General features: G+C 67.2%; 21 protein-coding genes. 6 read left to right on the top strand and 15 right to left on the bottom strand.

Features of this window, described 5'->3' with window-relative positions; translation table 11 throughout:
• Positions 1-105: 105 nt before the first annotated feature.
• From A7W11_RS02185 to rpoN, 3 genes are read right to left on the bottom strand one after another with little or no spacing between them, the layout of a single operon-like run.
• Positions 106-717, bottom strand: coding sequence for a TetR/AcrR family transcriptional regulator (locus tag A7W11_RS02185; RefSeq protein ID WP_066407178.1), 612 nt, complete (start codon positions 715-717; stop codon positions 106-108).
• A gap of 16 nt (positions 718-733) precedes the next feature.
• Positions 734-1,075 carry a tRNA-binding protein gene (locus A7W11_RS02180; RefSeq protein ID WP_066407175.1) on the bottom strand — a complete coding sequence of 114 codons (342 nt, stop codon included), beginning with the start codon at positions 1,073-1,075 and terminating at the stop codon, positions 734-736.
• A gap of 28 nt (positions 1,076-1,103) precedes the next feature.
• Complete coding sequence (gene rpoN, locus A7W11_RS02175) at positions 1,104-2,528, bottom strand: RNA polymerase factor sigma-54 (RefSeq protein WP_459562131.1); 1,425 nt, start codon at positions 2,526-2,528, stop codon at positions 1,104-1,106.
• Positions 2,529-2,544: 16 nt separating this feature from the next.
• Here rpoN and A7W11_RS02170 point away from each other — a divergent pair, with 16 nt between their 5' ends.
• Both A7W11_RS02170 and leuA read left to right on the top strand, forming a co-directional pair.
• Complete coding sequence (locus tag A7W11_RS02170) at positions 2,545-3,171, top strand: hypothetical protein (protein ID WP_156522968.1); 627 nt, start codon at positions 2,545-2,547, stop codon at positions 3,169-3,171.
• Between the two features lie 379 nt (positions 3,172-3,550).
• Positions 3,551-5,257 (top strand): 2-isopropylmalate synthase, encoded by a 1,707-nt coding sequence (leuA, locus tag A7W11_RS02165; protein WP_066407161.1) that lies wholly within the window; start codon positions 3,551-3,553, stop codon positions 5,255-5,257.
• Positions 5,258-5,440: 183 nt separating this feature from the next.
• Here leuA and A7W11_RS02160 read toward each other — a convergent pair whose 3' ends face one another.
• Positions 5,441-5,821, bottom strand: a complete 381-nt coding sequence (locus tag A7W11_RS02160) for a tautomerase family protein (RefSeq protein ID WP_066407159.1) — start codon at positions 5,819-5,821, stop codon at positions 5,441-5,443.
• Positions 5,822-5,901: 80 nt separating this feature from the next.
• Between A7W11_RS02160 and A7W11_RS02155 the strand changes: the two genes are divergently transcribed.
• The gene (locus A7W11_RS02155) at positions 5,902-6,759 is read left to right on the top strand and encodes a LysR substrate-binding domain-containing protein (RefSeq protein WP_066407157.1); all 858 of its coding nucleotides are present in this window, start codon (positions 5,902-5,904) and stop codon (positions 6,757-6,759) included.
• Between the two features lie 85 nt (positions 6,760-6,844).
• Positions 6,845-7,219: a type II toxin-antitoxin system VapC family toxin gene (locus A7W11_RS02150; protein ID WP_066407153.1), complete on the top strand. Its 375-nt coding sequence runs from the start codon at positions 6,845-6,847 to the stop codon at positions 7,217-7,219.
• Positions 7,220-7,242: 23 nt separating this feature from the next.
• On the opposite strand, the gene A7W11_RS02145 is transcribed toward A7W11_RS02150, so the two are convergent.
• The 7 genes from A7W11_RS02145 to A7W11_RS02115 form a co-directional block, all read right to left on the bottom strand.
• Positions 7,243-8,676 (bottom strand): aldehyde dehydrogenase family protein, encoded by a 1,434-nt coding sequence (locus A7W11_RS02145; RefSeq protein WP_066407150.1) that lies wholly within the window; start codon positions 8,674-8,676, stop codon positions 7,243-7,245.
• 200 nt (positions 8,677-8,876) lie between these two features.
• The gene (locus tag A7W11_RS02140; RefSeq protein ID WP_066407147.1) at positions 8,877-9,656 is read right to left on the bottom strand and encodes an SDR family oxidoreductase; all 780 of its coding nucleotides are present in this window, start codon (positions 9,654-9,656) and stop codon (positions 8,877-8,879) included.
• 84 nt (positions 9,657-9,740) lie between these two features.
• Positions 9,741-10,673: an ABC transporter permease gene (locus A7W11_RS02135; RefSeq protein ID WP_235816782.1), complete on the bottom strand. Its 933-nt coding sequence runs from the start codon at positions 10,671-10,673 to the stop codon at positions 9,741-9,743.
• Between the two features lie 3 nt (positions 10,674-10,676).
• The gene (locus A7W11_RS02130) at positions 10,677-11,447 is read right to left on the bottom strand and encodes an ABC transporter ATP-binding protein (RefSeq protein ID WP_066407143.1); all 771 of its coding nucleotides are present in this window, start codon (positions 11,445-11,447) and stop codon (positions 10,677-10,679) included.
• A 2-nt stretch (positions 11,448-11,449) separates the two neighbouring features.
• Positions 11,450-12,520 carry an ABC transporter substrate-binding protein gene (locus A7W11_RS02125; RefSeq protein ID WP_066407140.1) on the bottom strand — a complete coding sequence of 357 codons (1,071 nt, stop codon included), beginning with the start codon at positions 12,518-12,520 and terminating at the stop codon, positions 11,450-11,452.
• A gap of 131 nt (positions 12,521-12,651) precedes the next feature.
• The gene (locus A7W11_RS02120; protein ID WP_066407137.1) at positions 12,652-12,861 is read right to left on the bottom strand and encodes a 2-hydroxymuconate tautomerase; all 210 of its coding nucleotides are present in this window, start codon (positions 12,859-12,861) and stop codon (positions 12,652-12,654) included.
• A 96-nt stretch (positions 12,862-12,957) separates the two neighbouring features.
• On the bottom strand, positions 12,958-15,624 hold the full coding sequence (locus A7W11_RS02115; RefSeq protein WP_066407133.1) for a DNA topoisomerase III: 2,667 nt from the start codon (positions 15,622-15,624) through the stop codon (positions 12,958-12,960).
• A 63-nt stretch (positions 15,625-15,687) separates the two neighbouring features.
• Between A7W11_RS02115 and A7W11_RS02110 the strand changes: the two genes are divergently transcribed.
• Positions 15,688-18,312 (top strand): GDYXXLXY domain-containing protein, encoded by a 2,625-nt coding sequence (locus A7W11_RS02110; protein ID WP_066407130.1) that lies wholly within the window; start codon positions 15,688-15,690, stop codon positions 18,310-18,312.
• 61 nt (positions 18,313-18,373) lie between these two features.
• Here A7W11_RS02110 and gluQRS read toward each other — a convergent pair whose 3' ends face one another.
• The 4 genes from gluQRS to A7W11_RS02090 all read right to left on the bottom strand — a co-directional run bounded on the left by gluQRS (position 18,374) and on the right by A7W11_RS02090 (position 23,069).
• Complete coding sequence (gene gluQRS, locus A7W11_RS02105) at positions 18,374-19,282, bottom strand: tRNA glutamyl-Q(34) synthetase GluQRS (protein WP_235816781.1); 909 nt, start codon at positions 19,280-19,282, stop codon at positions 18,374-18,376.
• A 57-nt stretch (positions 19,283-19,339) separates the two neighbouring features.
• Entirely contained in the window at positions 19,340-19,801 is a 462-nt protein-coding gene (locus A7W11_RS02100; RefSeq protein WP_066407121.1) for a Smg family protein, read from the bottom strand.
• Between the two features lie 178 nt (positions 19,802-19,979).
• Entirely contained in the window at positions 19,980-22,004 is a 2,025-nt protein-coding gene (locus tag A7W11_RS02095) for a TRAP transporter permease (protein WP_066407120.1), read from the bottom strand.
• A gap of 102 nt (positions 22,005-22,106) precedes the next feature.
• Positions 22,107-23,069: a TAXI family TRAP transporter solute-binding subunit gene (locus A7W11_RS02090; RefSeq protein WP_066407117.1), complete on the bottom strand. Its 963-nt coding sequence runs from the start codon at positions 23,067-23,069 to the stop codon at positions 22,107-22,109.
• 290 nt (positions 23,070-23,359) lie between these two features.
• Between A7W11_RS02090 and A7W11_RS02085 the strand changes: the two genes are divergently transcribed.
• On the top strand, positions 23,360-24,511 hold the full coding sequence (locus A7W11_RS02085) for a DSD1 family PLP-dependent enzyme (RefSeq protein WP_066407114.1): 1,152 nt from the start codon (positions 23,360-23,362) through the stop codon (positions 24,509-24,511).
• Positions 24,512-24,520: the final 9 nt, after the last annotated feature.

The following is a 24,520-nucleotide window of genomic DNA, read 5'->3' as shown; positions in this document are numbered from 1 at the left end:
GGCCACGGCATTGCCACGCGGGCCCCGCGAAAAGGCGATCTCGCGGCATGACGGACATCGAGGTCGATGCCGGTTGCTCGCATTCGGGGTCTTGAACCGCTGTTTTCAGGCCGCGTCCACACGCGCCAGATAGCCGAAGACGGCCGCGCCGATGCGCCGTTCCAGGTCGGCGACATCACGCTCCCCACGCTCGCCCGCCGCGTCGGTCATGGCGCGGATGATGGCGGACACGTCGCTTGCCGCGACCTCGGGCCGGGCACAGCCGCGCTTGGCCCGCCGGATGCACGTGACCAGCACGGCATGGAAACCCTGCGGCTTGTCGACCTCGCCGCGCAGTGCCGGCCGCGCCTCTTCGACGTCCAGCAGGCGGGCCAGCATGGGACGCTGCAACTGCTGGCGCACGGCGGCGCCGATCAGGTATTCCAATGCCGCGCGGCCCCCGCGTTGCGCCAGGGCGCCGCGCGCGTCGTCGTAGAAGCTGGTGGTCTCGCGTTCGATCAGGGCGACCGTCAGCGCGTCCTTGCCCGGAAAGTATTGGTACAGCGAACCGATGCTGACGCCCGCGCGCCGGGCCACCGCGTTGGTGTTGAAACCTTCCAGTCCTTCCGCTTCCAGCACCTGCGCGGCCGCCTCGACGATGGCGGCCACGGTCTGCAGCGAACGCATCTGCGTGGGCGCCTTGCGGGGCCGCAGCGGCTTGGCGCTGTCCTGGCTCATGGATGCTCCGCGCGGCTCAGAGCAGCCTGGCGCCCAGCGGCACGTCGCGATCCGGCACGCACAGGGCGACATCGCCGTTCTCGTCGTGAAAGCCCGTCACCAGGCACTCGGACATGATCGGCCCGATCTGCTTGGGCGGGAAGTTCAACACGGCCACCACCCTGCGGCCCACCAGGTCTTCCGGGCGATAGTGATGCGTGATCTGCGCGCTGGATTTCTTCTGGCCGATCCCGGGTCCGAAGTCGACCATCAGCTTGTAGGCCGGCTTGCGCGCCTCGGGAAAGGGCGCGGCCTCGACGATGCAGCCGACGCGCAGCTCGACCTTGGCAAAGTCGTCCCATGAAATCGGTGTGGTCACGATACGGTTCCTGCGTGAGGATGAGGGATCAGCGCGCGGCGGCCTGCGCCTTGCGTACGGCCGCTGGCGCGATGCGCAGCGCCTCGCGGTACTTGGCGACCGTGCGGCGCGCGATGACGATGCCCTGGCCGGCCAGGCGCTCCATGATCTGGCTGTCGGACAGCGGCTTGGCGCGGTTCTCGCCGGCCACCATCTGGCGGATGTGCTCCTGCACCGCGGTGGCCGACGCGGAGTCGCCGCTGTCGGTGGCCACACCCGTGCCGAAGAAGCGCTTGAGCTCCATCGTGCCGTATGGCGTCAGCATGAACTTCTGCGTGGTGGCGCGCGAAATGGTGGATTCGTGCAGGCCGAGTTCGCCCGCGATGTCCTTCAGGATGAGCGGCCGCATGGCCGCCGGCCCCTGGCTGAAGAAGGCGGCCTGGTGCGCCACGATGGCCTGCGACACACGCAGGATGGTGTCGAAGCGCTGCTCGACGTTGCGGATCATCCAGCGCGCCTGCTGCAGTTGCGCATGCAGGCCCGCATGGTTGGACTCGCGCTGGTTGCCCAGCATCTGCGCGTACAGGCCGTTGATCTGCAGGCGCGGCACCACGGCGCTGTTGAGCACCGCCTGCCAGCCTTGCCGGGTCTTGCGCACGATCACGTCTGGAATCGCGTAGTCGGCCGCGGGCACCGTCCAGGCGCGGCCGGGCCGCGGATCGAGCCGCTGGATCAGCGTGCATGCCGCACGCTGCGTCGCTTCGTCGCAACGCAGGGCCTCGCGCAGCCGCGCGGGGTTGCCGCTGGCCAGCAGCGGCAGGTGCTGCGCACAGATCAGCCGCGCGGCGGCCAGCGCCTCGGGATTCGCGGCTTCAGGCAGGCGCGACACGTCGGGATGGCGCAGTTGCAACACCAGGCAATCGGCGGTGTCGCGCGCGCCCACGCCAGGCGGATCGAACGATTGCAGCAGCGTCAGCGCCGCGCGCAGCTCGTCCAGGTCGACCTCGAGCTCTTCGGGCAGCCACGTCAGGATTTCCTCGAGCGGCGACCCCAGGTAGCCGTTCTCGTCCAGTTCGTCGATGAGCAACGCGGTCAGCGCGGCGTCGCGCGGTCCCGCGCGCGTCAGGATCAACTGGCCCAGCAGATGCTCGCGCAGCGTGTCGGTGCGGGCCGTCTGCGGCGTATCGCTGTCGTCGTCGGGATACACGCCACCCGAGCCCGGCATCTCTTCGATGCGCAATTCGGTGTCGGGCTGATTGTCATCGTTCTCGACCGAAGCCTCGCGCTGCGGATCGGCGGCATCGGCCTGATCGGCCGTTTCATCGCGCTCCAGCAGGGGGTTCTCGGACAGGGCCTGGGAAATCTCCTGCTCCAGCTCCAGCGACGACAACTGCAACAGTCGGATCGACTGTTGCAGTTGGGGGGTCAGTGTCAGATGCTGACCAGGACGGAGTTCTAAAGCGGGACGAGTCATAGGTACAATATTTTGCATGATGAATCCCTTTTCGCCCGAACGCATTCGCCAAGACAGCCGCATCGTTGGCCAAACCCTGGTGAAACTCGCGATTCCTCGCCTGGTCGTCCGGGCTCTGGTCATCGTCGTCGCAGCCATCATCTGGCTCTACGTATCGTCCAAGCTGCTGGGGGTAGGCCGTTCGATCAACTTCGACAGCCTGCACTCGCTGGGGCAGCAAACCGTGGACTTGCTGACCCGGATCAATCCCTACGCCTGGTGGGGCGTGGTGGCCATCTGGTCGCTCATCGTCTTCTTCCTGCTGCGTTCGTGGATCTACTCGGACATGGCCTCGGCGCGTGCGCGCCCGCTGGACGCCAACACGCTGGCCAGCCTGCGCGCCTCGCTGTCCGACGAATCCATCGACGTGCTGCGCTGGGTCTGGGGCGACCGCGAAGAGCCCTTCACGCTGGGCGACCTGCAACGCACACACCGGGAACTGCGCCGCAATCGTATCGGCAAGATCGCACTGGTGCGAGAACAATCGGCCATTCTGGACCAGGGCGGCATCCCGGTCGCCACGTCCACGTCGGCCCCCAGCGTTCCGCCTGCGCCGACCGCGCCGCGGCAACACACTGAACCTACCATCGGCCCGTTCCGATAGGCGGGTTCAATTGCGCGTGTGCGCAAAATATGTTTGACTACGGGTTATGGCCTTCGATTGCACCCCCTTCGCAATTGCCACCGAGCGCAACGACGCCTCGGTCGCAGGCCTGCGCGTGCTCTCCGCACGCCTACTAGCGCTATCGCTACACCTACCGATCGGTTGCCGGGCCTAGGGCCCCAAGTGGTAGCTCGGCAGCCTGGGTACGGCCCCACCCCGACCCGACACGCCTGCCACGCGTCTATCCGCTTTCCCTGCACGTTCCCACATTTGAAACCGAATCCGGCCAGACTTCCGGCTTGATGCCAGAAACCACGCCATCCGCCGCCGACCTTTTCGCGCGGACGGCGCCCGGATTCCCCGATACCGAGGTGTACCGATGATGCTCGCCAACCCCGCCGCCAAATACGTACCGTTCCGCCCGTTCGAACAGGATTTCTCCGACCGCACCTGGCCCAGCCGCCGCATCACCCAGGCGCCGATCTGGATGAGCACCGACCTGCGTGACGGCAACCAGTCGCTGATCGAGCCGATGAGCATCGAGCGCAAGCTGCGCTTCTTCGAGCAACTGGTGAAGATCGGCTTCAAGGAAATCGAGGTGGGCTTTCCCTCGGCCTCGCAGACCGACTTCGATTTCGTGCGCATGCTGATCGAAGAGAAGCGCATCCCCGACGACGTGACCATCATCGTGCTGACGCAATCGCGCGAAGAACTGATCACCCGCACGGTGGAAGCGGCGGCAGGCGCCAAGTGCGCCATCGTCCACCTGTACAGCGCCGTGGCGCCCGCGTTCCGCAAGATCGTCTTCAACATGAGCCAGGACGAGATCAAGAACATCGCGGTGACCGGCACGCGCCTGATCAAACAGGAGATGGCCAAGTACCCGCAGACGAAGTGGCGCTACCAGTACTCGCCCGAGGTGTTCAGCACCACCGAGCCCGAATTCGCGCTGGCCGTGTCCAACGCCGTGGCCGAGGAATGGAACGCCACGCCGCAGGACAAGATGGTGCTGAATCTGCCGGCCACCATCGAGGCCACCACGCCCAATATGTACGCCGACCAGATCGAATGGATGCACCGCAACCTGGCGCGCCGCGACAGCATCATCCTGAGCGTGCACCCGCACAATGACCGCGGCACCGCCGTGGCCGCCGCCGAATTCGCCGTGATGGCCGGCGCCGATCGCATCGAAGGCTGCCTGTTCGGCAGCGGCGAGCGCACCGGCAACGTCGACCTCGTCACCCTGGCGCTGAATCTCTACACGCAGGGCGTGCATCCCGGCCTGGACTTCTCGGACATCGACGAAGTGCGCCGCTGCGCCGAGTACTGCAACCAGTTGCCCGTGCACCCGCGCCACCCCTACGCCGGCGACCTGGTGTTCACGGCCTTCTCGGGCTCGCACCAGGACGCCATCAAGAAGGGCTTCGCGCAGCAGAAATCCGACGCCGTCTGGGAAGTGCCCTATCTGCCGATCGACCCGGCCGACCTGGGCCGCAGCTACGACGCCGTGATCCGCGTAAACAGCCAGTCGGGCAAGGGCGGCGTGTCGTACCTGCTCGAACAGGAACACGGCCTGGTGTTGCCGCGCCGCCTGCAGATCGAATTCAGCCGCGCCATCCAGCGCGTGACCGACGAAACCGGCCGTGAAGTCACCGCCGAAGACGTCTACACGATCTTCGACGAGGAATACCTGCAGCAGCACGCCCCGTGGAAGCTGATCCGTCACCGTATCGACGGCGATCCCAGCGCCGGCGAAGGCCGGCAGTTCACCATCACGGCCGAACTGGAATACGACGGCGAACGCCGCACGGTCACCGGTAGCGGCGACGGCGCCATCTCGGCCTTCGTGGCCGCGCTGGACGTGCCGGTCCGCATCATGGACTACCACGAGCACTCGATCGGCACCGGCACCGACACCCGCGCCGCCAGCTACGTCGAAATGCGCGTGGGCGATTCGCCCACCGGCTTCGGCGTGGGCATCGACCGCGACATCGTCACCGCGTCGTTCCGCGCCGTGCTGAGCGCCGTGAACCGCCATCTGGCCAGCGGCGCCAACGTGGATGCCGATGAGGCCGTGGCGGCCTGATACGGGCGTCTGGCAGCCCTTTCCGGGCTGCCTTGCCGATGAATGGGCCAGGTTCGGCCCTTAAAGACAAAACCCGCTGCGGCGGGTTTTGCCATTTCAGCATGACGCCGCAGCCGGATGGCGCGGGATTGCGCCGGTCCATCGGACCCGCGGGCGGCGCATCGCCTTGCAGGCGGCGTTACGTCAAGCGTATTGCGCGAGGCCGTTGCCCAGCGACCAGTTTTCCTTCCTGACCTCGACGAGATTCACGAACACATCTTCCGGCCGTATGCCGGGCGCTTCGCCCAGAAGTTGTGCGATCCGCTGGAACAGGGCTTTCTTCTGTTCCACCGTGCGAGTGTCGTTCGCGGTGATCTGGATGAACACGAGATCCTCGGTTCGAGCCACGTCGAGATACGTCGCGCCGTAGCGGAAATTCGCGGCGTCATGCTCGGTCAGGGCCATGAACTGGTCATCGTCGGGGACATTGAAGGTGTCACGCATGGCGCGGTAGACACTATCGAAGATCGCTTGCCGGTAGCTGTCGGTCTTTCCGGTGCGCAAAGAAATATGAACGAGTGGCATGAGGGGCCTCCTGATGATGGACCTTCATGCTATCCATTCGGATATGCTATGCGGGTGAATTTCAGCAATAAACAATTGAAATGACTGAATCCGCTTTGGACCTGGATGCCGTCAAGGCTTTCGTCCGCATCGCCGAATTGGGAAGCTTCACGCGCGCCGCCGAATCCCTGGGGGCAACGCAGGCCGCAATGAGTCTGAAGCTCAAGCGGCTCGAAGACCGGCTGGGTTTCCGGCTTATCGAGCGCACGCCCCGATACGTGGAACTGTCGGCGCGAGGCGCAAGTTTCCTGGCGCACGCACGCGAACTGCTGTCCGTCCATGATCGTGCGCTTTGCGCCGCCGCCGAGGCCAGGCAGCGCCTGACCATCGGCATCAGCGACCATGTCGCGGGACCGGAGCTTCCCGCGCTGATCGCGCGCATGAACGCGCAAGACCCGCAACTGCTGATCGAAATCCGGATCGGGTCGTCGAATGACCTGCTGCAGCGCTTCGATCGAAGGGAGCTGGACACGGTATTGGTTCGCCTGCACGTCGAGCGCGGCGACGGCCATGTCGTCGTCGAAGAGCAATTCGGCTGGTTTGCCGCGCCGGGCTGGCAGCATCGCGCGGGAGAGCCTTTGCCCCTGGCCACCATGGCCGAACCCTGCGGCGTGCGTGCGATGGCAGAGCAGCTTCTGGATGAAGCCGGCATACCCTGGGCCGAAGTCTTCGTGGGCGGCGGCGTCATGGCGGTCGCCTCGGCGGTCATGGCGGGGCTCGGCGTTGCCGCGTTGTCTCCGCGCATGGTGCCGTTCGGCGCGCTGGATGTGGGTCCCAGGCTCGGACTTCCCACGTTGCCGCGACTGCCCGTCCTGCTGCACACCAGGATCAGGAGCGGTCGAGCCAGCGATGCGCTTGCCGCCCTTTCAGCGGCATTCAAGAGCGCGGTACGGGGCTGATCCGATCCATGCCCATTCCTTCACGCACCAAGACGCAGGCGTCTGGAAGACGAGGGCACGGATCGAGGGCAACAGGAACAGATCGATGATGCTCGTCGATTCCGCGATCTGGATAGATCATTTCGACGGCAGAAACACCAGCCTGCAACCCTTGCTTGAACAGGATGGCGTCCTGACGCACCCTCTGGTGATCACCGAGATCGCATTGGGCAATCTTCCGCAGCGGGATTCCACCTTGCAGATTCTGCAAAACCTGCCTCATATCGAAGAAGCCTCGCATGCCGAAGCGTTGGCCTTGCTGCACAGCCAGCGGCTGGATGGGTCAGGTATAGGCTGCGTGGATCTGCACCTGCTTTGCGCCGTCAAGCGGCGACCAGGCACCCGATTATGGACCCGCGATAGAAAGCTGAACAAAGCAGCCACCGCGATGGGACTGGCTGGGCATCCGGCGGCGGCCTGATCGAACAGGCCGCCGCATCTCGCTCAATCGTGCTTGATCGAAATCGTCTTCAGCACCGTAAACCCATACAGCGCCTCGAAGCCCTTTTCGCGGCCGTGGCCGCTGGCCTTCACGCCGCCGAACGGCAGCTCGATGCCGCCGCCCGCGCCGTAGTTGTTGATGAACACCTGCCCGCTGCGCACCTTGCGGGCCAGGCGCAACTGGCGCGCGCCGTCGCGGGTCCAGATGCTGGCCACCAGGCCGTATTCGGTGGCGTTGGCGATGCGCACGGCATCGGCCTCGTCCTCGAAAGGCATGGCCGACAGCACGGGGCCGAAAATCTCTTCCTGGCCCAGTCGATGGTCCACCGGCACGTCGCGCAACAGCGTGGGGGCCTGGTAGAAGCCCTCGGGCGGCGCATCGTCGACCACGGCGCCGCGCGCCACGGTGGCAATGCGGTCCTGCTCGGCGGTCTTCAGGAACCCCTGCACGCGCTCCAGCTGGGTCTTGCGGATCAGCGGGCCGCAATCCAGGTCCATCGTGGCCGGACCCGCCCGCAGCTTGGCGAAGGCGGCGCCCAGGCGCTCCAGCACGGCCTCGTACGAGCCGCGCTGCACCAGCAGGCGGCTACCGGCCGAGCACGTCTGGCCAGCGTTCTGCACGATGGCATTGATCACCACGGGCAACAGCGCATCGACGTCGGCGTCGTCGAAGACGATCTGCGGCGACTTGCCACCCAGTTCCAGCGTAACCGGCACGTGGCGCTCGGCCGCGGTCTGCGTGACCAGCGCGCCGATGCGCGGCGAACCGGTGAACGAAATGTGATCGACGCCCGGATGGCGCGTCAGCGCATCGCCGGCCTCGTGGCCATAACCGGTGACGATGTTCAGCGCCCCCGGCGGAAAGCCCACTTCCGCCGCCAGCTCGGCCACGCGCAACAGCGACAGGCATGCGTCCTCGGCGGGCTTGACCACGCAGGCATTGCCCGCGGCCAGCGCGCCGCCGACGCTGCGGCCAAAGATTTGCATCGGATAGTTCCACGGCACCACATGGCCGGTCACGCCGTGCGGCTCGCGCAGTGTCAGCACGGTGTAGCCCTGGGTATAGGGCAGCGTTTCGCCATGCAGCTTGTCGGCCGCGCCGCCATAGAACTCGAAGTAACGCGCCAGCGCCGTCACGTCGGCGCGTGCCTGCTTGGTGGGCTTGCCGCAGTCGCGCGACTCGATCCCGGCCAGTTCGTCGAAATGGTCCAGCACCTTCACCGACAGCTTCAGCAGCAGGCGGCCGCGCTCGGCGGCGCTCAGGCGGCCCCAGGCGCCGTCGTAGGCGCGGCGCGCTGCTTGCACGGCCGCGTCGATGTCGGCGGCATTGCCGCGCGCGATGCTGTCGAATTCCTGGCCCGTGGACGGATCGATGACGGGAATGCGCTCGCCCGACGAACCTTGCGCCGGCCGATTGTCGATGAAGTGCTGTCTCATAACCACCTCTGATGAAGATGCTTGGGGAAGGCCGAGTCCTCTTGATGGGACGCTCGCCGCGGACATGCCGTCGCGCCATGAGCCTGGCCGGCAGTCGATGGGGACAACCTCCCCGCATGCCGTCATGCGCCATGCATGGAATGCGCTCATTGGCGCAATCACCCCACCGCATGGTACGACGCACCAGTTTAAACACACCCTCAGAACTGGACCGACAAGCCCCCGTCGACGACCAGGACGTGTCCGTTCACATAGGACGCCGCGGACGACGCCAGGAACACGGCGGCGCCGGCGATCTCTTCCGGTTGCCCCCAACGGCGCATGGGATTGCGCGAGGCCACCACCGGACCGATCTTGGGATCGGCCACCATGGCCGCATTGGTCTCGGTGGCGAACGTGCCGGGCGCGATGGCGTTGCTGGTAATGCCCAGCGGCGCATACTCCATGGCCAGGGCGCGCATCATGCCCGTCATGCCCTGCTTGGCCGCGGGATACACGGCGTCGCCCGCGCGCGCCAATTCGCCCACCACCGACGTGATGGCGATCAGCCGGCCATGCCGGTTGCGCACCATGCGCTCGGCTGCCAGCTTGGACAGCACCATGCCGGCCACCAGATCGGTGTCGATCAGCTCGCGGATCTCGGCGGGCGTCATGGCCTGCAGGGTCTTGCGGTTGCGTGCGCCCACGTTGTTGACCAGCACGTCGAGCCGGCCGAACTCGGCATCGACGCGGGCAAACGCCGCTTCGACCGCGGCGTCGTCGGCCACGTCGAACGGCAGCGCCGACGCCATCAGGCCTTCGGCGCGCAGGGCCTGCACGGCCTGTTCGATGGCCTGCACGTTGCGGCCATTGACCAGCACATGCGCGCCGCAGCCCGCCATGGCGCGCGCGATGCAAAGACCCAGCCCACGGGCCGAGCCGGTGACCAGCGCGACCTGGCCGGCCAGCGAGAACTGTTGCAGATACGATGAGGCAGTCATGCGGCGACACTCGCGTCGGGCAAGGCCGCGGCATCCGGCCTTGCGCGGCCCGGAACCCCGGACCGGATCAATGGGATGGACGCGCTACGAATCGCGGAATTCGGGCGCCCAGTGCAGCAGTCTACGCTCGACCCACGTCACGGCGTAGACCAGCACGATACCCACGATGGACAGCAGCGTCACCGCCGCGAACATGTCGGTGGCGTTCAGCGTGGCCAGGGCGGTGATCATCAGGTAGCCCATGCCGGTGGTGGAGCCCACGAATTCGGCCAGCACCACGCCGATCAACGCGAAACTGATGGCATTGGGCAGCGCGGCGAAAGTCCAGGCCGCCGCCGTCGGAATCCGCACGCGCCACAGGATCTGCCGTGGCGACCCGCCCAGCGTGCGGCAGAAATCCACCAGTTCGCGCTCGACGCTGCGCCCGCCCTTGTAGGTGTTGAAGAACACCAGGAAGAACACCACGAACCACGACGTGACCACCTTGGACGCCAGTCCCAGGCCGAAGAACATGGTGATCAGCGGCACGAACGCGATGCGCGGCATCGAGTTGAAGGCCACGATGAAGGGATTGCACACCTCGGACAGCATGCGGCTGCGCGACAGCGCCAGGCCCACGGCGAAACCGCTGCCCACCCCAGCCAGCAAGCCCAGCAGGGTGGCCTGCAAGGTCAGCAGCAGATGCGGCCAGACCGAACGCGGGCCGGGCTGGACCCACTGCCACAGCCGCACCGCCACGCGCGAGGGCTGGCTGATGAAGAAGGGATCGAACAGCGTGTTCTGCACGAACCACGGAATGCGTGTCAGGCCTTCCCAAGCCCCCAGCAACACGGCCAGGATCAGCAACTGCCACAGGCTGACCCGCAGCCGGTGCCGCAGGCCGCTGCGGCGGTCCTGGCGCAACTGGTCCTGCAGTGCAGCCGCGGCCTGCGGCGGCAGGCTGGCGGACGAGGCGTCGGCGGGCAGCGCGTGCCGGCGCGCCCAGCCCGGCAGGAAACGGAGATCGAATCCCATCATGCCTCAGGCCGCCGCGCGGAACTGTTGGCCCAGCACCGACCACAGGCTTTGCACGTGGGCGGTGAACCGCGGCGTCTCGCGCAAGGTGAACACGTCGCGGGGATGCGGAATGTCGATGCGCTCGTCGCGCAGCACGCGGCTGGGCGGCCCCGACAGCACCACCACGCGGTCCGACAGCATGATGGCCTCGTCCAGGTCGTGCGTGACCATGACGATGGTCTGACCCAGCTTGCGCCAGATCTCCATCAGCTCGCGGTGCAGATGGGTCTTGGTGTGCGTATCGAGGGCGCCGAAGGGCTCGTCCAGCAGCAGGATGCGCGGCTCGACGGCCAGGCTCATCAGCAAGGCCACGCGCCGGCGCATGCCGCCGGACAACTGGTGCGGATAGGCGTCGGCGAAAGCGGACAGATGGCCCAGTTCCAGCAGTTCGGCCACGCGCGGCGCGATGCGCGCGGCGGGCACGCCCTGGAATTTCAGGCCCAGCGCCACGTTCTTGCGCACGCTGTACCAGGGCAGCAGTGTGTCTTTCTGGAAGATGTAGCCCAGGGCCGGCGGCACACGGCCTTGCACGGCCTGGCCCGCCACGCGGATGCTGCCGGTGGTGGGCGGCAGGAATCCCGCGATCATGTTCAGCAGCGTGCTCTTGCCGCAACCCGATGGACCGACGATGGACACGAACTGGCCCTGCTCGATACGCAGGTCGACGTGACCGACCGCGTGCACGATCCCCGTGCGCGACTGATAGGCCTTGCCGACTCCCTCCAGTTCGATCATCGTCACAGGCCCCGTGCGCGGCGCACGAAACGCATGTCGACGCAGTCGGCGTAGGGCGCCTTCAACAGCTCGTCGTTGCTGTACTGGCGGCCATCGCCCATCACGCCGGTCATGCGCGCGTAGGCGTCCTGCGTGATGATGTTGTCGTTCAGGAACACCGACTTCTTGTAGACGTCCAGCGTCTTCTCGATGGCGGGCCGCGCGTAGGCGCTGAGGTAATCGTCGTAGATCGCATCGGCGATCTGCGTGGCGCTGTGGGCGGTGATGAAGTCCTGGGCCTTGACCAGCCCGCTGACGAAGGCCTGCACCACCTCGGGACGCTTCTCGATGGTGTCGCGCAGCGTCAGCGCCGCGATGCCGGGCACGTCGCCGCCCATGAATTCCTGCCACGAGGCGTCGGTGGTGGCATCGAAGATCGGCACGCCCCAGCCTTCCTGCTGCGCCTGCTCCATCATCGACATGGTGGCCATGCTGGCCGACACCGAGCCCGTCTTCAGCGCCCCCAGCATGGTGGCCAGATCGCCCAGCGGCCGGATGTCGACCTTGTCGCCTATACCGGCCTTTTGTGTCAGGTACACGGCCATCAGCCAGGTGCTGGACTGCGGTTGCGTGGCGCCCATGCGCTTGCCGGCCAGGTCTTTCAGGCTGCGCACTTTGCCGCTGTCGTAGTCCTCGCGGCGCACGATGACGTTGGCGTAGGTCAGCTTGCGGTCGAAGCCGAAGACCAGCGCGGCGGGCTTGCCCGACAACGTCAGCGCGGGCGCGGCGGTGGCGGCCGTGGCGCCGAACACGATCTGCCCGGCCGCCAGCAGCTGGTTGGTGCGCGGACCGCTTTGCGAATTCAGGTATTCGACTTCCAAGCCGTGCTCGCCGAAATAGCCCAGCTTCAGCGCCACGTAGCCCGCGGCGAAGAAGGGATCGATGCTGCCTTGGCCGTAGGCCACGCGGCCAAGCTTCTGGGCGCCGAAGGCCGACCAGGGGGCCAGCATGCCGGCGGCGGCCAGGCCGGTGGAAGCCGCCAGGAACCGGCGGCGCGACGCGCCGATGCCCGTGCCGTGCGCAGTGGAAGTCATGTCGTCCTCGCGAGGTGTTGTTGTGATGATTGTGCGCACAACGATACCTCAGCCGGACAGGATTGGGGATGGCCGGATCCGGTCGCGCCGCATCCCGCCCCCGAGGCGGGCCAGCGCGCCGCAACGGCGTATCAGCCGTGGCTTTTCGGCGCGGCGTTGCGGCGCGAGACCAGCGTGCCGGCGGTCGCCCAGTTCTGCGGCGCGACGTCGTCGAACACCACGAACACGCTTTGCGGATTGGCGCCGGCATGCTCGACCAGCGCCTGCGTCACCGACGCGGCGATGGCGGCCTTCTGGTCTTCGGTACGGCCTTCCAGGATTTCGATACGGACGTAAGGCATGGAGATTCCTTGTTCGGAGCAAACGGCGGGATCGCAAGCGCGGCCCGGGCGCGTGCGTGGCTCACGCACGCGCCAGGTCCTGGGCGGATCGGAAGATCAACCCGCGGTCTTGGCGGCCTTCTTGGCAACCGCCTTCTTCACCGCCGTCTTCTTGGCGGCAGTCTTGGTCGCGGTCTTCTTGGCGGCCGTCTTCGTGGCCGTCTTGGTGGCCGCGTTCTTGGTCGCCGCCTTCTTGGCGACCGTCTTGGCCGGCGCGCCTTCCGACGTCGCCGCGGTCTTGGCCGACTTCGCCGGCGCGCGGCCCGGCTTCTCGGGACGCGGCTCGAACTCGAAGCCCACCTTGCCGTCGGGCTGGCGCACCAGGAACGCCTTGAACTTGCGGTTGGTGCGGCTGGACACGAAGCCGTCCAGCAGGTCGGTGCGGCCATTGGCCAGCAGCTTTTCCATCTGCTCGCGCGAGATCTCCTGCTGCAGGATCACCTTGCCCGAACGGAAGTCGCAGGTCTTGGACGGACCGACCGACTTCTCGCAGACGTAGCTCATGCCGTGCTCGAACACGCGCGATTGGCACTTGGGGCACGGCCCCACCGGCGTGTGGCCGGAGAAGTCCACTTCCTCGCCGTCGTCGTCATCGCTCTGGCCGAAGTCGAACTCGAGCTTGTCCTCGTCGCTGATGCGCAGGATGGCCGCGAACGGACGGCCCATCTTGCTGATGAAGCCCTGCAGCGGACCGATCTCGCGCTTGGCCAGCAGCTCTTCCACTTCCGGCAGCTCGAAGGTGCGGCCGCCCGGATGCTTGCTGATCGAGAAGTCGCACTGCGTGCACGCATAGCGGCGGTAGTTCTCCTTCACCACGCCCCGGCACTTGGGGCAGGGCGTGACCAGGGTGGCGTAATCGCCCGGCACCGTATCGCGCTCGTATTCCTTGGCGCGTTTGACGATCACCTGCGTCATCTGCGCGATCTCGCGCATGAAGGCCTCGCGGCCGAGGCCGCCCTGCTCGATCTGCTTGAGCTTGTGCTCCCATTCGCCGGTCAGTTCCGGCGAGGTCAGTTCCGTCACGTCCAGGCCGGACAGCAGCGTCATCAACTGGCGCGCCTTGGCGGTGGGCACCAGGTCGCGGCCCTCGCGGCGCAAGTAGACCTCGTTCAGCAGGCCTTCGATGATGGCCGCGCGCGTGGCCGGCGTGCCCAGGCCGCGCTCGGACATGGCTTCGCGCAGTTCCTCGTCGTCGACCAGCTTGCCGGCGCCTTCCATGGCCGACAGCAGCGTGGCTTCGTTGTAGCGGGGCGGCGGTTTGGTCGCCAGGCCCACCGCATCGACTTCCTCGGTGCGCACGGTCTCGCCGTCGGCCACGGGCACCAGATTGGCGTCCTCGCCCTGGGCTTCCTTGCCGTACACGGCCAGCCAGCCCGGCGACACCAGCACCTTGCCCTCGGTCTTGAAGCGGTGGCCCTGCACCTGGGTCATGCGCGTGGTGACGCGGAACTCGGCCGACGGGAAGAACACCGCCAGGAAGCGCTTGAGCACCAGGTCGTACAGCTTGCCCTCGGCTTCGCTCAGGTCGCGCGGCACCTGCAGGGTGGGGATGATGGCAAAGTGATCCGACACCTTCTTGTTGTCGAAGATGCGGCGGTTGGGCTTGACCCAGTCGTTCTTCACCACCGTGGCGGCATGCCGCGACAACCCGCCCACCGCGGCGGAATCGCCCTGCGCCAGCACCGACATGGTCTGGCGCACGGTGCCGATGTAGTCCTCGGGCAGGTAGCGCGAATCGGTACGCGGATAGGTCAGGGCCTTGTGGCGTTCGTACAGCGTCTGCGCCAGGGCCAGCGTGGTCTTGGCCGAGAAGCCGAAACGGCCGTTGGCCTCGCGTTGCAGCGAGGTCAGGTCGTACAGCGCGGGCGAGGCCTGCGTCGAGGGCTTGGACTCCTCGGTGACGCTGCCCGGCTGCTCGCGGCACGCCGCCACCACGCTCTGCGCGGCGGCCTGCGACCACAGGCGCGACTCGCGACGCTCGGGATCGCGGTCGTCCTTCTTGAAGTCCGGGTCGATCCAGCGGCCCTGGTACAGGCCGGCGGCGGCCACGAAGGTGGCGTGCACTTCCCAGTAATCGCGCGACACGAAGCGGCGGATGCGCTCTTCGCGTTCGTGCACGATGGCCAGGGTCGGCGTCTGCACGCGGCCCACGGGGGTCTTGAAGAAGCCGCCGTCCTTGCTGTTGAAGGCGGTCATGGCGCGCGTGCCGTTGATGCCCACCAGCCAGTCGGCCTCGGCGCGCGAGCGCGCGGCGGCCTCCAGCGGCTTCAACTGGATGTCGTCGCGCAGGTTCTGGAACGCATCGCGGATCGCCTGCTGCGTCATCGACTGCAGCCACAGGCGCTGGACAGGCTTGTTCACGCCGGCGTACTGGATGATGTAGCGGAAGATCAGCTCACCCTCCCGGCCCGCGTCACAGGCATTGATCAGGGCGGTGACGTCCTTGCGCTTGGCCAGGCGTACCAGCAGCTTCAGGCGCTCGGACGACCGCTTGTCCGTCGGGCCGAGTTCGAACGCCGGCGGAATCACCGGCAGGTGCGTGAAGCTCCATTTGCCCTTCACGGGATCGTTGGGGGCGACCAAGCCGAGCAGATGCCCGATACTGGAAGCGAGGACGTAACGTTCGCTTTCAAAATAGTCGCCCTCCCGCGCGAAGCCTCCAAGGGCGCGTGATATATCCAGGGCTACCGAGGGCTTCTCGGCAATAATCAGCGTTTTGCTCATGAGTATCCAGTGGCGGCAGTCCCGCCTCGATTAGCGCGGATGATAAGAGGGGAGATTCAGGGCATGCAAGTCGGGGGTCATTCGCCAGCAGGATCGGAATTGCACACTTGGCGCCAATTCCTGGGTCGCGCGACCCTGGGATTGGGGGTCCTGCTGCTGGGCAGCGGCGTGATTTGCTGGGTGGCGGCCAACTGGCCGGCCCTGGACAAGACCGAGCGTTTCGTGGGCGCCCAGGCCCTGCTGGCGTTGTGCGCGCTGGCCGCCGCGGGCATCGGGTTGCGCCTGCGCGCCGATGCCGATTCGCGGCGCCACATCGCGGGCGCGGTGCTGACATTGGCCGGCCTGCTGCTGGGCGCCCTGCTCGCCCTGGTGGGTCAAACATACCAAACCGGTGCCGACACCTGGGAATTGTTTGCCTTCTGGGCCCTGCTGCTGCTGCCCTGGGCGCTGGTGGCGGCCAGCCAGCCGGTCTGGCTGCTGTGGGTGCTGGTCGTGAACGTCGCCGCCTCGCTGTGGCTGGGCGAGCATCTGTTCGCGTGGTGGGTGGCATTCGCCGGCCCCGGTTTCCCCAGTCTGGTGATGGCAGGGCTGAACCTGCTGATGCTGATCGGCTGGGAACTGGCCGCGCGCCATTGGCGCGCCAGTACCCGGGTCGGACCCCGCGTGCTGGCCATCCTGACGGTGGGCGTACTGGTGCTGGCCCTGATCGTGGGCGACATCATCATGGGCCTGGGCAGCTACACCGGCATCGCCTGGATCATCGTCACCGTGGCCTTGGGCCTGTATTACCTTCGTGCGCGGCGCGATCTGGTCATCCTGGCCATGCTGGCCGCCGGCGCCATCCTCGTGTCGCTGCGGGTCGTCGGAGAATGGCTGCTGCGTCTCGAGCCCGGCATCTGGGCGGTCCTGCCGCTGGCCGCGCTGCTGATGGCCGAGGCCGTGTGGGCCGCGCGCTGGCTGCGCAAACTGGCCGCGCAGAGCCCCACCGGGCGCATGGCCGATTCCGCGCCCGAAGGCGCCTCGGCGGGCAACGCGGTCGATCCCGCCGACGCCAGCGCCCCCGTCATCGCGCTGGCGGGCGACACCACCCAGGCACGGGCCGAGACGCCCTGGTACATCTACGGCCTGCTGGGCCTGAGCGCCTGGCTGGCGACACTGCTGCTGTTGCTGTTCCTCGCCGTGTCCGGCGTGATCGGCTCGCCGGAGATGGCGGGACTGGCCGGCCTGGCCCTGTGCACGGCCAGCATCGCAGCCCTGCGCAACGCCAGCGGGGCGTTCTGGCGCCAGTGCGCCACCGCGATGGGCTTCACCGGGCAACTCCTGATCGCGTACGGCCTGTACGACCTGTCCTCCGCCTACGGCACCTGGCTGATCGTGCTGGCGATGGGTATCGTCGTCTATGTCCTGGCGCCCGACGCGCTGCTGCGGTTTCTCAGCGGCTGGATGATGGCCCTGGCCGGCGCCTGCCTGGTCTGGCGGTTCATGTGGCCCAACCTGAGCACCAACGTCGATCTGATCGACGCCATGATGGACTACGACGTGGCCGTCTCCTCCATCATCTGGCAACCGGTCGCGGTGCTGGGCGCCTGGACGGCCGCCGCGGCCTTCTGGATCGGGCATCGGCTGGCGCCGCCGCGCCAGCGCAAGCTGGATCCGCTGGGCTGGTCGACCGCCATCGCCGTGCAAAGCCTGGTGTGGCTGTCGGGTGGCGTGGCGGCCACGAACCTGTTCGAGCTCTGGTCGGCGCGGCCGGCCACTGCCGCGCTCAGCCTGGCCGGCGCCCTGCTGCCTGCCGTGGTGGCGGCCCTGGTGCTGGGCGCACGCCGCGCGGCGCTCACGCCCGCGCTGGTCTGGACCGTGCCCCTGGCCCTGCTGGTGCTGGCGCTGTTCTGGTTGCCCAGCCCGGGCATCGCCTTCGCTTTGACATGGATGCTGCTCGGAGCCGGCCTGAACAAGCCGCGCCTGACCATTTTTGGCGTGGTGGCGCTGCTGTTCTACCTGCTGATCTATTACTACCAGCTGGAAGTGCCGCTGCTGCAAAAGGCCGGTTGGCTGGCCACGGCGGGCGTCATGATGTTCCTGCTGCGCGGCATGGTGTGGCTGGTGCCGCGCGTGATGCGCACGGCAACGGCCGCGCCTGACGTGCCGGGCCGTGCCACCGCCACGCAGCGCTGGCGCGCGGCGGGCGTGGTGGCTGGGCTGCTGCTGGCGCTGGCGGCGGCCAATACCGCCATCTGGCAGCGCGAGACCCTGCTGGCCTCGGGCCGCGTGGCCATCCTGGCGCTGGCGCCGGTCGATCCGCGCTCGCTGATGCAGGGCGACTACATGGCGCTGCGCTTCGCGGCGGGCGACGCGGTCAACCGGTTGCTGGACCAGGACCCGAGCCATCTGGGACCGGATGACAGCCCTTTCGTGCGCACCGAGGGCTATCTGGTGCTGGCGCCCGACGAACAGGGCGTGGCGCAGGCCGTGCGGCTGCAGGAGCGCGCAGAGCCGCGGACCGGCGACGAACTGGTGCTGCGCTACCGTGTGCGCCCCGAAGGCGTGCGCATCGTCACCAACGCCTATTTCTTTCCCGAGGGGCAGGCCGAGCGCTACGCGGCGGCACGCTATGGAGAGATCCGGGTCGACGACAGCGGTACGGGGCTGCTGGTACGGATGCTGGATGAGAAACGGCAACCGCTGTAGGCAGGCGGCACGGATGAGTTGCCCCCGAAATGAATCCGGCCTTCGGGACTCGGTTCAGGGCCTACCGCTTTTCTTGCGGAGAGATTGATCCGGCCAGCGGAAACCGCCGCGCCCAGCGGGCCGTCGCCTCGGCCAGGAAGGCCTGCACGTCCGGCGCATCGAAACCTGCGAATCCCAGGTCGCGCCAAGCCTGGCCCAGCGTCCGCAAAGGCCGCTGGGTGTCCAACGTGGCCGCGCCGTTCTGCTTGGACAGCTTCATGCCGCTGTCCGGATCCACGATCAGCGGCACGTGCATCACGCGCGGCACGGGTAGGTCGAGCAAGCGAGCCAGCACCCGCTGCCGCGCCGTGGAACTGAGCAGATCGGCGCCGCGCACCACGTCGGTCACCCCCTGGGCGCCATCGTCCACCACCACGGCCAACTGATAGGCCCACAGGCCGTCCGCACGCCGCAGGGTGAAGTCTCCCACGGCCTGCGCCACGTCCTGCTGCTGTGGGCCCAACCAGCGGTCCTGGAAGTGTTCCGTGCCTGAAGGCACCCGTACGCGCCAGGCGCGCGCCTGACGGCCCGGCGCCAGGCCGTGGCGGCAGGTGCCGGGATAGGGCCGCTCGCCATCGGCGCCGGCCTCGCCCCCGCGCAGTTGCGAATCGGCGATCTCGCGCCGGGTGCAGCCGCAGCCGTAGATCAATCCGCGCGCGGCAAGATCATCGAAAGCCTGCTGATACGCCTGGCCGCGCCGGGATTGCCACATGACGTCGCCGTCCCAGTGCAGCCCCAGGGCGCGCAACTGATCCATGATGCGGTCGGCGGCGCCGTCCACGGTGCGCGGGGTATCGACGTCCTCGATGCGCAGCAGCCAGCGTCCACCCTGGGCACGGGCGTCCAGCCAGCTGGCCAGCGCAGCCACCAGCGAACCCGCGTGCAGCGGCCCGCTGGGACTGGGAGCGAAGCGGCCGATGTACGTCGTCACGGGAATGAATGAGGGACGGGCCCCGTTTCTGGGGCCCGGAAACCGGCGCTGATGCGGTTAATGCAGAAGGCGGCGGCCGCCTTCGTCCTCGAGCAGTTCTTCGAGCACCAGATTGTCGATCTCGGCTTCCTGGCTCCAGAGCACCATCAGCGCGATGATCTTGATGCGCGACAGCGGCACGGGCGTCTCGGGCGAGGCCAGCGCACGATCGATGACGATCTCGCGCAGCGGCGCCGGCAGCACGCCCGCGGACTCCAGGAAGGCGATGAAACCGATGGACTCGGTACCGAGTTGCCGGTATTCGGAATCGGTGTAGATGCGAACGCCGCTGCTGGGAACCTGCGCCAGTTCGACGCAACGCTCGGTGGTTTCGGCCAGACCGTAGAGCCAACCCAAGGCGTCGTCGATGTCTTCGTGCTCGAACCCGGCGGCGGCGAGCCGCTTTGCCAACACGTCGGCCGCAGGACAGGCTTGCGGCGTGTAATAGTTTTCGAACAGATAAACCAGGATATCGAACATATAGCGGCCAAGTGGCCGTTTGCCCAGTCGGCCCGCATATCGGCAAACCAGCAAACGTAATTTTACTTTACGCTGATTTGCCACCTGGGGCAACTTGGTCCTACGTACAGGTTGCGCAGGCGGCCCCGGCGTGAAAAACGGTCGCGTCGCATCGACACCAGAGCGGCGCCCACGGCCGTCAGGCGGGCGCGGCCCCGCGCGCGGCGCGCGCTTGCACCACCTGATTGACCACGGCGGGGGCGGCGACCACCAGTCCCAGCAGCCCGCTGGCCAGGCCGGGGGCGATGGTCAGCAATGCGCCCACCGCGCACAGCAGGCGTTCCCAGGATTTCATGCCCACCAGCATGTAGCGCGAGAACGCCGCGGACAGCAGCACCAGGCCGATCATGCAGCCGATCAGCGTCACCCAGAAATCATAGGGCGAGAACCCCTGCACGGAAATGAGCAACGACGGTGAAAACACGAAGACGAACGGCACGATCAGCTTGGTGATGCCCAGGCGAAAGGCGGTATTGCCGGTCTGGAAGGGATCGCTGCCCGCCATGCCGGCCGCCGCATAGGCCGCCAGGGCCACCGGCGGCGTGATGTCGGCCAGGATGCCGAAATAGAACACGAAGAAGTGCGCCGCGATCGGTTGCACGCCCAGTTGCACCAGCGTGGGCGCCGCCACAGTCACCATGATCAGGTAATTGGCCGTCGTGGGCACGCCGCACCCCATCAGAATGCACACCAGCCCGGTCATGCACAGCGCGGCCGCCAGCGTCAGGGTCTGGGTGCTGGCCAGCGCCTCGGGGATCACGGCGCTGGCGCCCGAGGCCAGCCATTGCGCCGTCGAGATGACGATGAAGGAAATCTTGAACCCCACGCCGGTCAGCGTCACCACGCCGATGATCAGCCCGACCGTGCCGGCCGCCGCGCCGACGGCCAGCGCGTACTTGGCGCCGGTTTCGAATGCCTCGTACAGATCGCGCCAGCGCAGGCGCTGATAAGGATTGAGCAATCCGACCAGGATGCAGCCCGTGATGCCGCAGAACGCCGCCAGATACGGCGTGCGTCCGCTGGCCAGTACGCCGACCAGCAACAGCAGCGGGATCAGGGTCGGCCACCGCGTGCGGAAGGACTCGCGCAGGCGGGGCATTTCCTCGGCGGTCAGGCCGCGCAGGCCCTCGCGCTTGGCCTCGAAGTGAACCTGCATGAACATGCCGAAGAAATACAGCAGCGCGGGAAAGATGCCCGCGATGGCGATCTGCTGATACGGGATGCCCAGGAATTCGATCATCAGGAAAGCGGCCGCGCCCATGATGGGCGGCGTGATCTGGCCGCCGGTGCTGGACGCCGCCTCGACGCCCCCGGCGAAGTGGCGCGGATAGCCCACGCGGATCATGGCGGGAATGGTCAGCGAGCCGACCGTGACGGCGTTGGCGACGGACGAACCCGACAGCATGCCGAACATCGCCGAGCCGAAGACCGACACCTTGGCCGGTCCGCCGGCATAGCGCCCGGCGATGGTCGAGGCCGTATCCAGGAATAGCTGGCCCAGGCCGATGCGCGTGGCCAGCACGCCGAACAACACGAAATGGAACACATAAGTGGCCACCACGCCGACCGCCACCCCATAGACGCCCTGGCTGGTCAGGTACATGTGGTTGACGATCTGCGCCCAGCTGTTGCCCGCGTGCTGCAGCAGGCCGGGAAACACGCGTCCGAACGCGGCATAGGCCAGGAAGACCATCGCGATGATGGGCAGCGGCCAGCCCATGGCGCGCCGCGTGCCCTCCAGCAGCCCGACGATCAGGATCGAGCCCATCAGCACATCCAGCGGCAGCGGATTGCCGACGCGATAGGCCAGGTCGTCGAAGATGTAGGGGATGTAGAGCACCGTCAGCGCCAGCAGGGCGGCGATCAGCCAGTCGTACAGCGGCACGCCGCCCGGCGCATACCAGGCCGAGCGGGGCTCGCGCCGGTAATGCGCCTTGCTGAATCCGAACACCAGGAAGATCAGGCTGAGCACGAAGGCCAGGTGCACGCCGCGGTGCGTGGCCTCGCGCAGCAGGCCGAAACCCGCGGTGTAGTAATGGAACAGCGAGAGCGCCACCAGCAGCAGCGAGACGATCCATGCGGCCGTCTTGCCCAAGGGACGAAAACGGATTTCGGAGTCGTAGGTTTCCGCCAGTTGCTGGGTCTTTTCGTGATCGATCTGCATGACCTGGGCACTCTGTGAGAATGCGAGAAGACGCGGCGCGCCGGCCTGTCGAAGGGCCGGCGCGCGCGGTAGAGACGTCGAATGCCTGACGTCGGTCGGTGCTTACTTCAGCAGCCCGGCTTCCTTGTAGAACTTCTCGGCGCCCGGGTGGAACGGGATGCCCGCGCCCTTGACCGCGTTCTGCAGCGTGATGAGCTTGCCCTTGGCATGGCCGCTGTCCAGCGTCTTGCGCGTGGCGTCGCTGTAGAGCTTCTTGGTCAGCTCATAGACGATGGCTTCGGGCAGCTTGTCGGACGTGACCATCTGCGCGTTGACGGAAATCGTCCTGGCCTCGGCCACGCCCTGATAGGTATTGGCCGGGATGACGTCGGGCGTGAAGAACTGCTGTTCGGCGCGCAGCTTGTCGATCTCGGGACCGACCAGCGAGACCAGTTCGATGCCGCCGCCGCTGGCGGCCAATTCGGCGATGGCGCCGGCCGGCGCGCCGCCCACGAAGAAGAAGGCATCCAGGCTGCCGTCGCGCATCTTGTCGCCGGCCTGGTTGGGCTTGAGGTATTCGGCCTTCACATCCTTGTCGGCCATGCCGTAGGCCGCCAGGATCAGGCGCACGTCGACCAGGGTGCCCGAACCGGGCTCGTCCATGGACACGCGCTTGCCGCGCAGGTCGGCCACCGATTTGATGCCCGAGCCCTTGCGGGCCACCAGATGGATGCTTTCCGGATACAGGGTGGCGATCAGCCGCAGGCCCTGCGCCTTGGGCTTGCCCTCGAACGTGCCGGTGCCGCTATAGGCCCAGTAGGCCACGTCGGACTGCGTGAAACCGGATTCGAGCGATCCGCCCAGGATGCCGTTGATGTTGGCGACCGAGCCATTGCTGGCCACCGCGGTGGCGACCAGCTTGCCGGGCTCGGAGATCGAGTTGGCGATCATTCCGCCCACGGGGTAGTAGGTGCCGGCCGTACCGCCCGTACCGATGCGGAAGAACTGCTGGGCGTGCGCCGAGGTGGCCGCGCCCGTGATGGCCAATGCGACGGCCAGGGTTTTGATCCAGCGATTGAGCTTCATGGCTTCTCCGTAGTAATAAGGCACGACCTTGCGTCCCGTCCCTCCCAAGACGGGACGCGCCCGCACTACGCGTGCGGCGTGAAAGCTTTTTGTGGGCCGCCCAAGGCCGGGTCATTCCAGGAAAAACACCCCGTTTGGAACATCCCGCCAAATATGCAGCGTTGGGAAACCTTTCTTTTCGCTTTCTTTAGGTAAATTCTTACACGCGGTCCGGCGTGCGCCAATGCTCGCGGGGCTATGGTTTACCTGGGGCGGGCTTACCCGCGCCTTCAAATATTCCAAGAGGAAAAATGGGTTCATCCGACACTCCCACCTGCCCGGAAGGCAATCCGTACCTGCCGCCTCCCGTCCTGCCCGGCCAGCCGCTGGCCAGCGTGGACACGCCCACGCTGGCCATCGACCTGGACGCCTTCGAGGCCAATCTGAAGACCATGCAGGACTGGGCCGACAAGCACGGCGTCGCCCTGCGCCCCCATGCCAAGGCGCACAAGTGCCCTCAGGTGTCGCTACGCCAGCTGGCGCTCGGCGCGCGCGGCATCTGCTGCCAGAAGGTCAGCGAGGCGCTGCCTTTCATCGCCGCCGGCATCCTCGACATCCATATCAGCAACCAGGTGGTGGGGCCGGCCAAGCTGGCGCTGCTCGCCCGCATCGCGCCCAACGCCACGCTGAGCGTGTGCGTGGACCATCCCGACAACGTCGACGCGCTGTCGGCCGCCATGGCGCAGGCGGGGGCGCACCTGACGGTGCTGGTCGAGGTGGACGTGGGCCAGGGCCGCTGCGGCGTGGCCGACAGCGGGCAGGCGGTGGCGCTGGCCCAGCGCATCCAGACCGCGCCGGGGCTGACCTTCGGCGGCCTGCAGGCCTATCACGGCACGGTGCAGCATTTGCGCACCCGCGCCGAACGGGCAGCGGTGTGCGCCCAGGCGGGCGAACGCGCCGCGGCGTTCGCCCAAGCGCTGCGCGACGCGGGCATCGTCTGCGAACGCATCACCGGCGGCGGAACCGGCAGCGCCGAGTTCGACGCGGCAAGCGGGGTGTACACCGAGCTGCAGGCGGGCTCCTATGCCTTCATGGACGGCGACTACGGCGCCAACGAGTGGGACGGCGCCATGGCCTTCCGCCACAGTCTGTTCCTGATGTCCACGGTGATGAGCACCGCCAAACCCGGCCGCGCCGTGCTGGACGCGGGCCTGAAGTCCACCACCATCGAGTGCGGGCTGCCGTCGGTGTATGAACGCCCCGACCTGAAATACGTCGCGGCCAACGACGAGCACGGCGTGGTGACGGTGCAGGAAGGGGACGGCCCCGCACTGGGCGAGGTGCTGAAACTGGTGCCCTCGCACGTCGACCCGACCTTCAACCTGCACGATTGCCTGGTGGCGTATCGCAACGGCATGGTGGCCGAGATCTGGCGCATCGCGGCGCGCGGGTTGAGCCGCTAGAGGAAGGGA

The organism is Bordetella ansorpii (genome assembly GCF_900078315.1).
GTDB lineage: Bacteria > Pseudomonadota > Gammaproteobacteria > Burkholderiales > Burkholderiaceae_B > Bordetella > Bordetella ansorpii.
The sequence above is the reverse complement of the archived record's forward strand: the minus strand, read 5'-3'. Positions and strand labels throughout refer to the sequence as shown.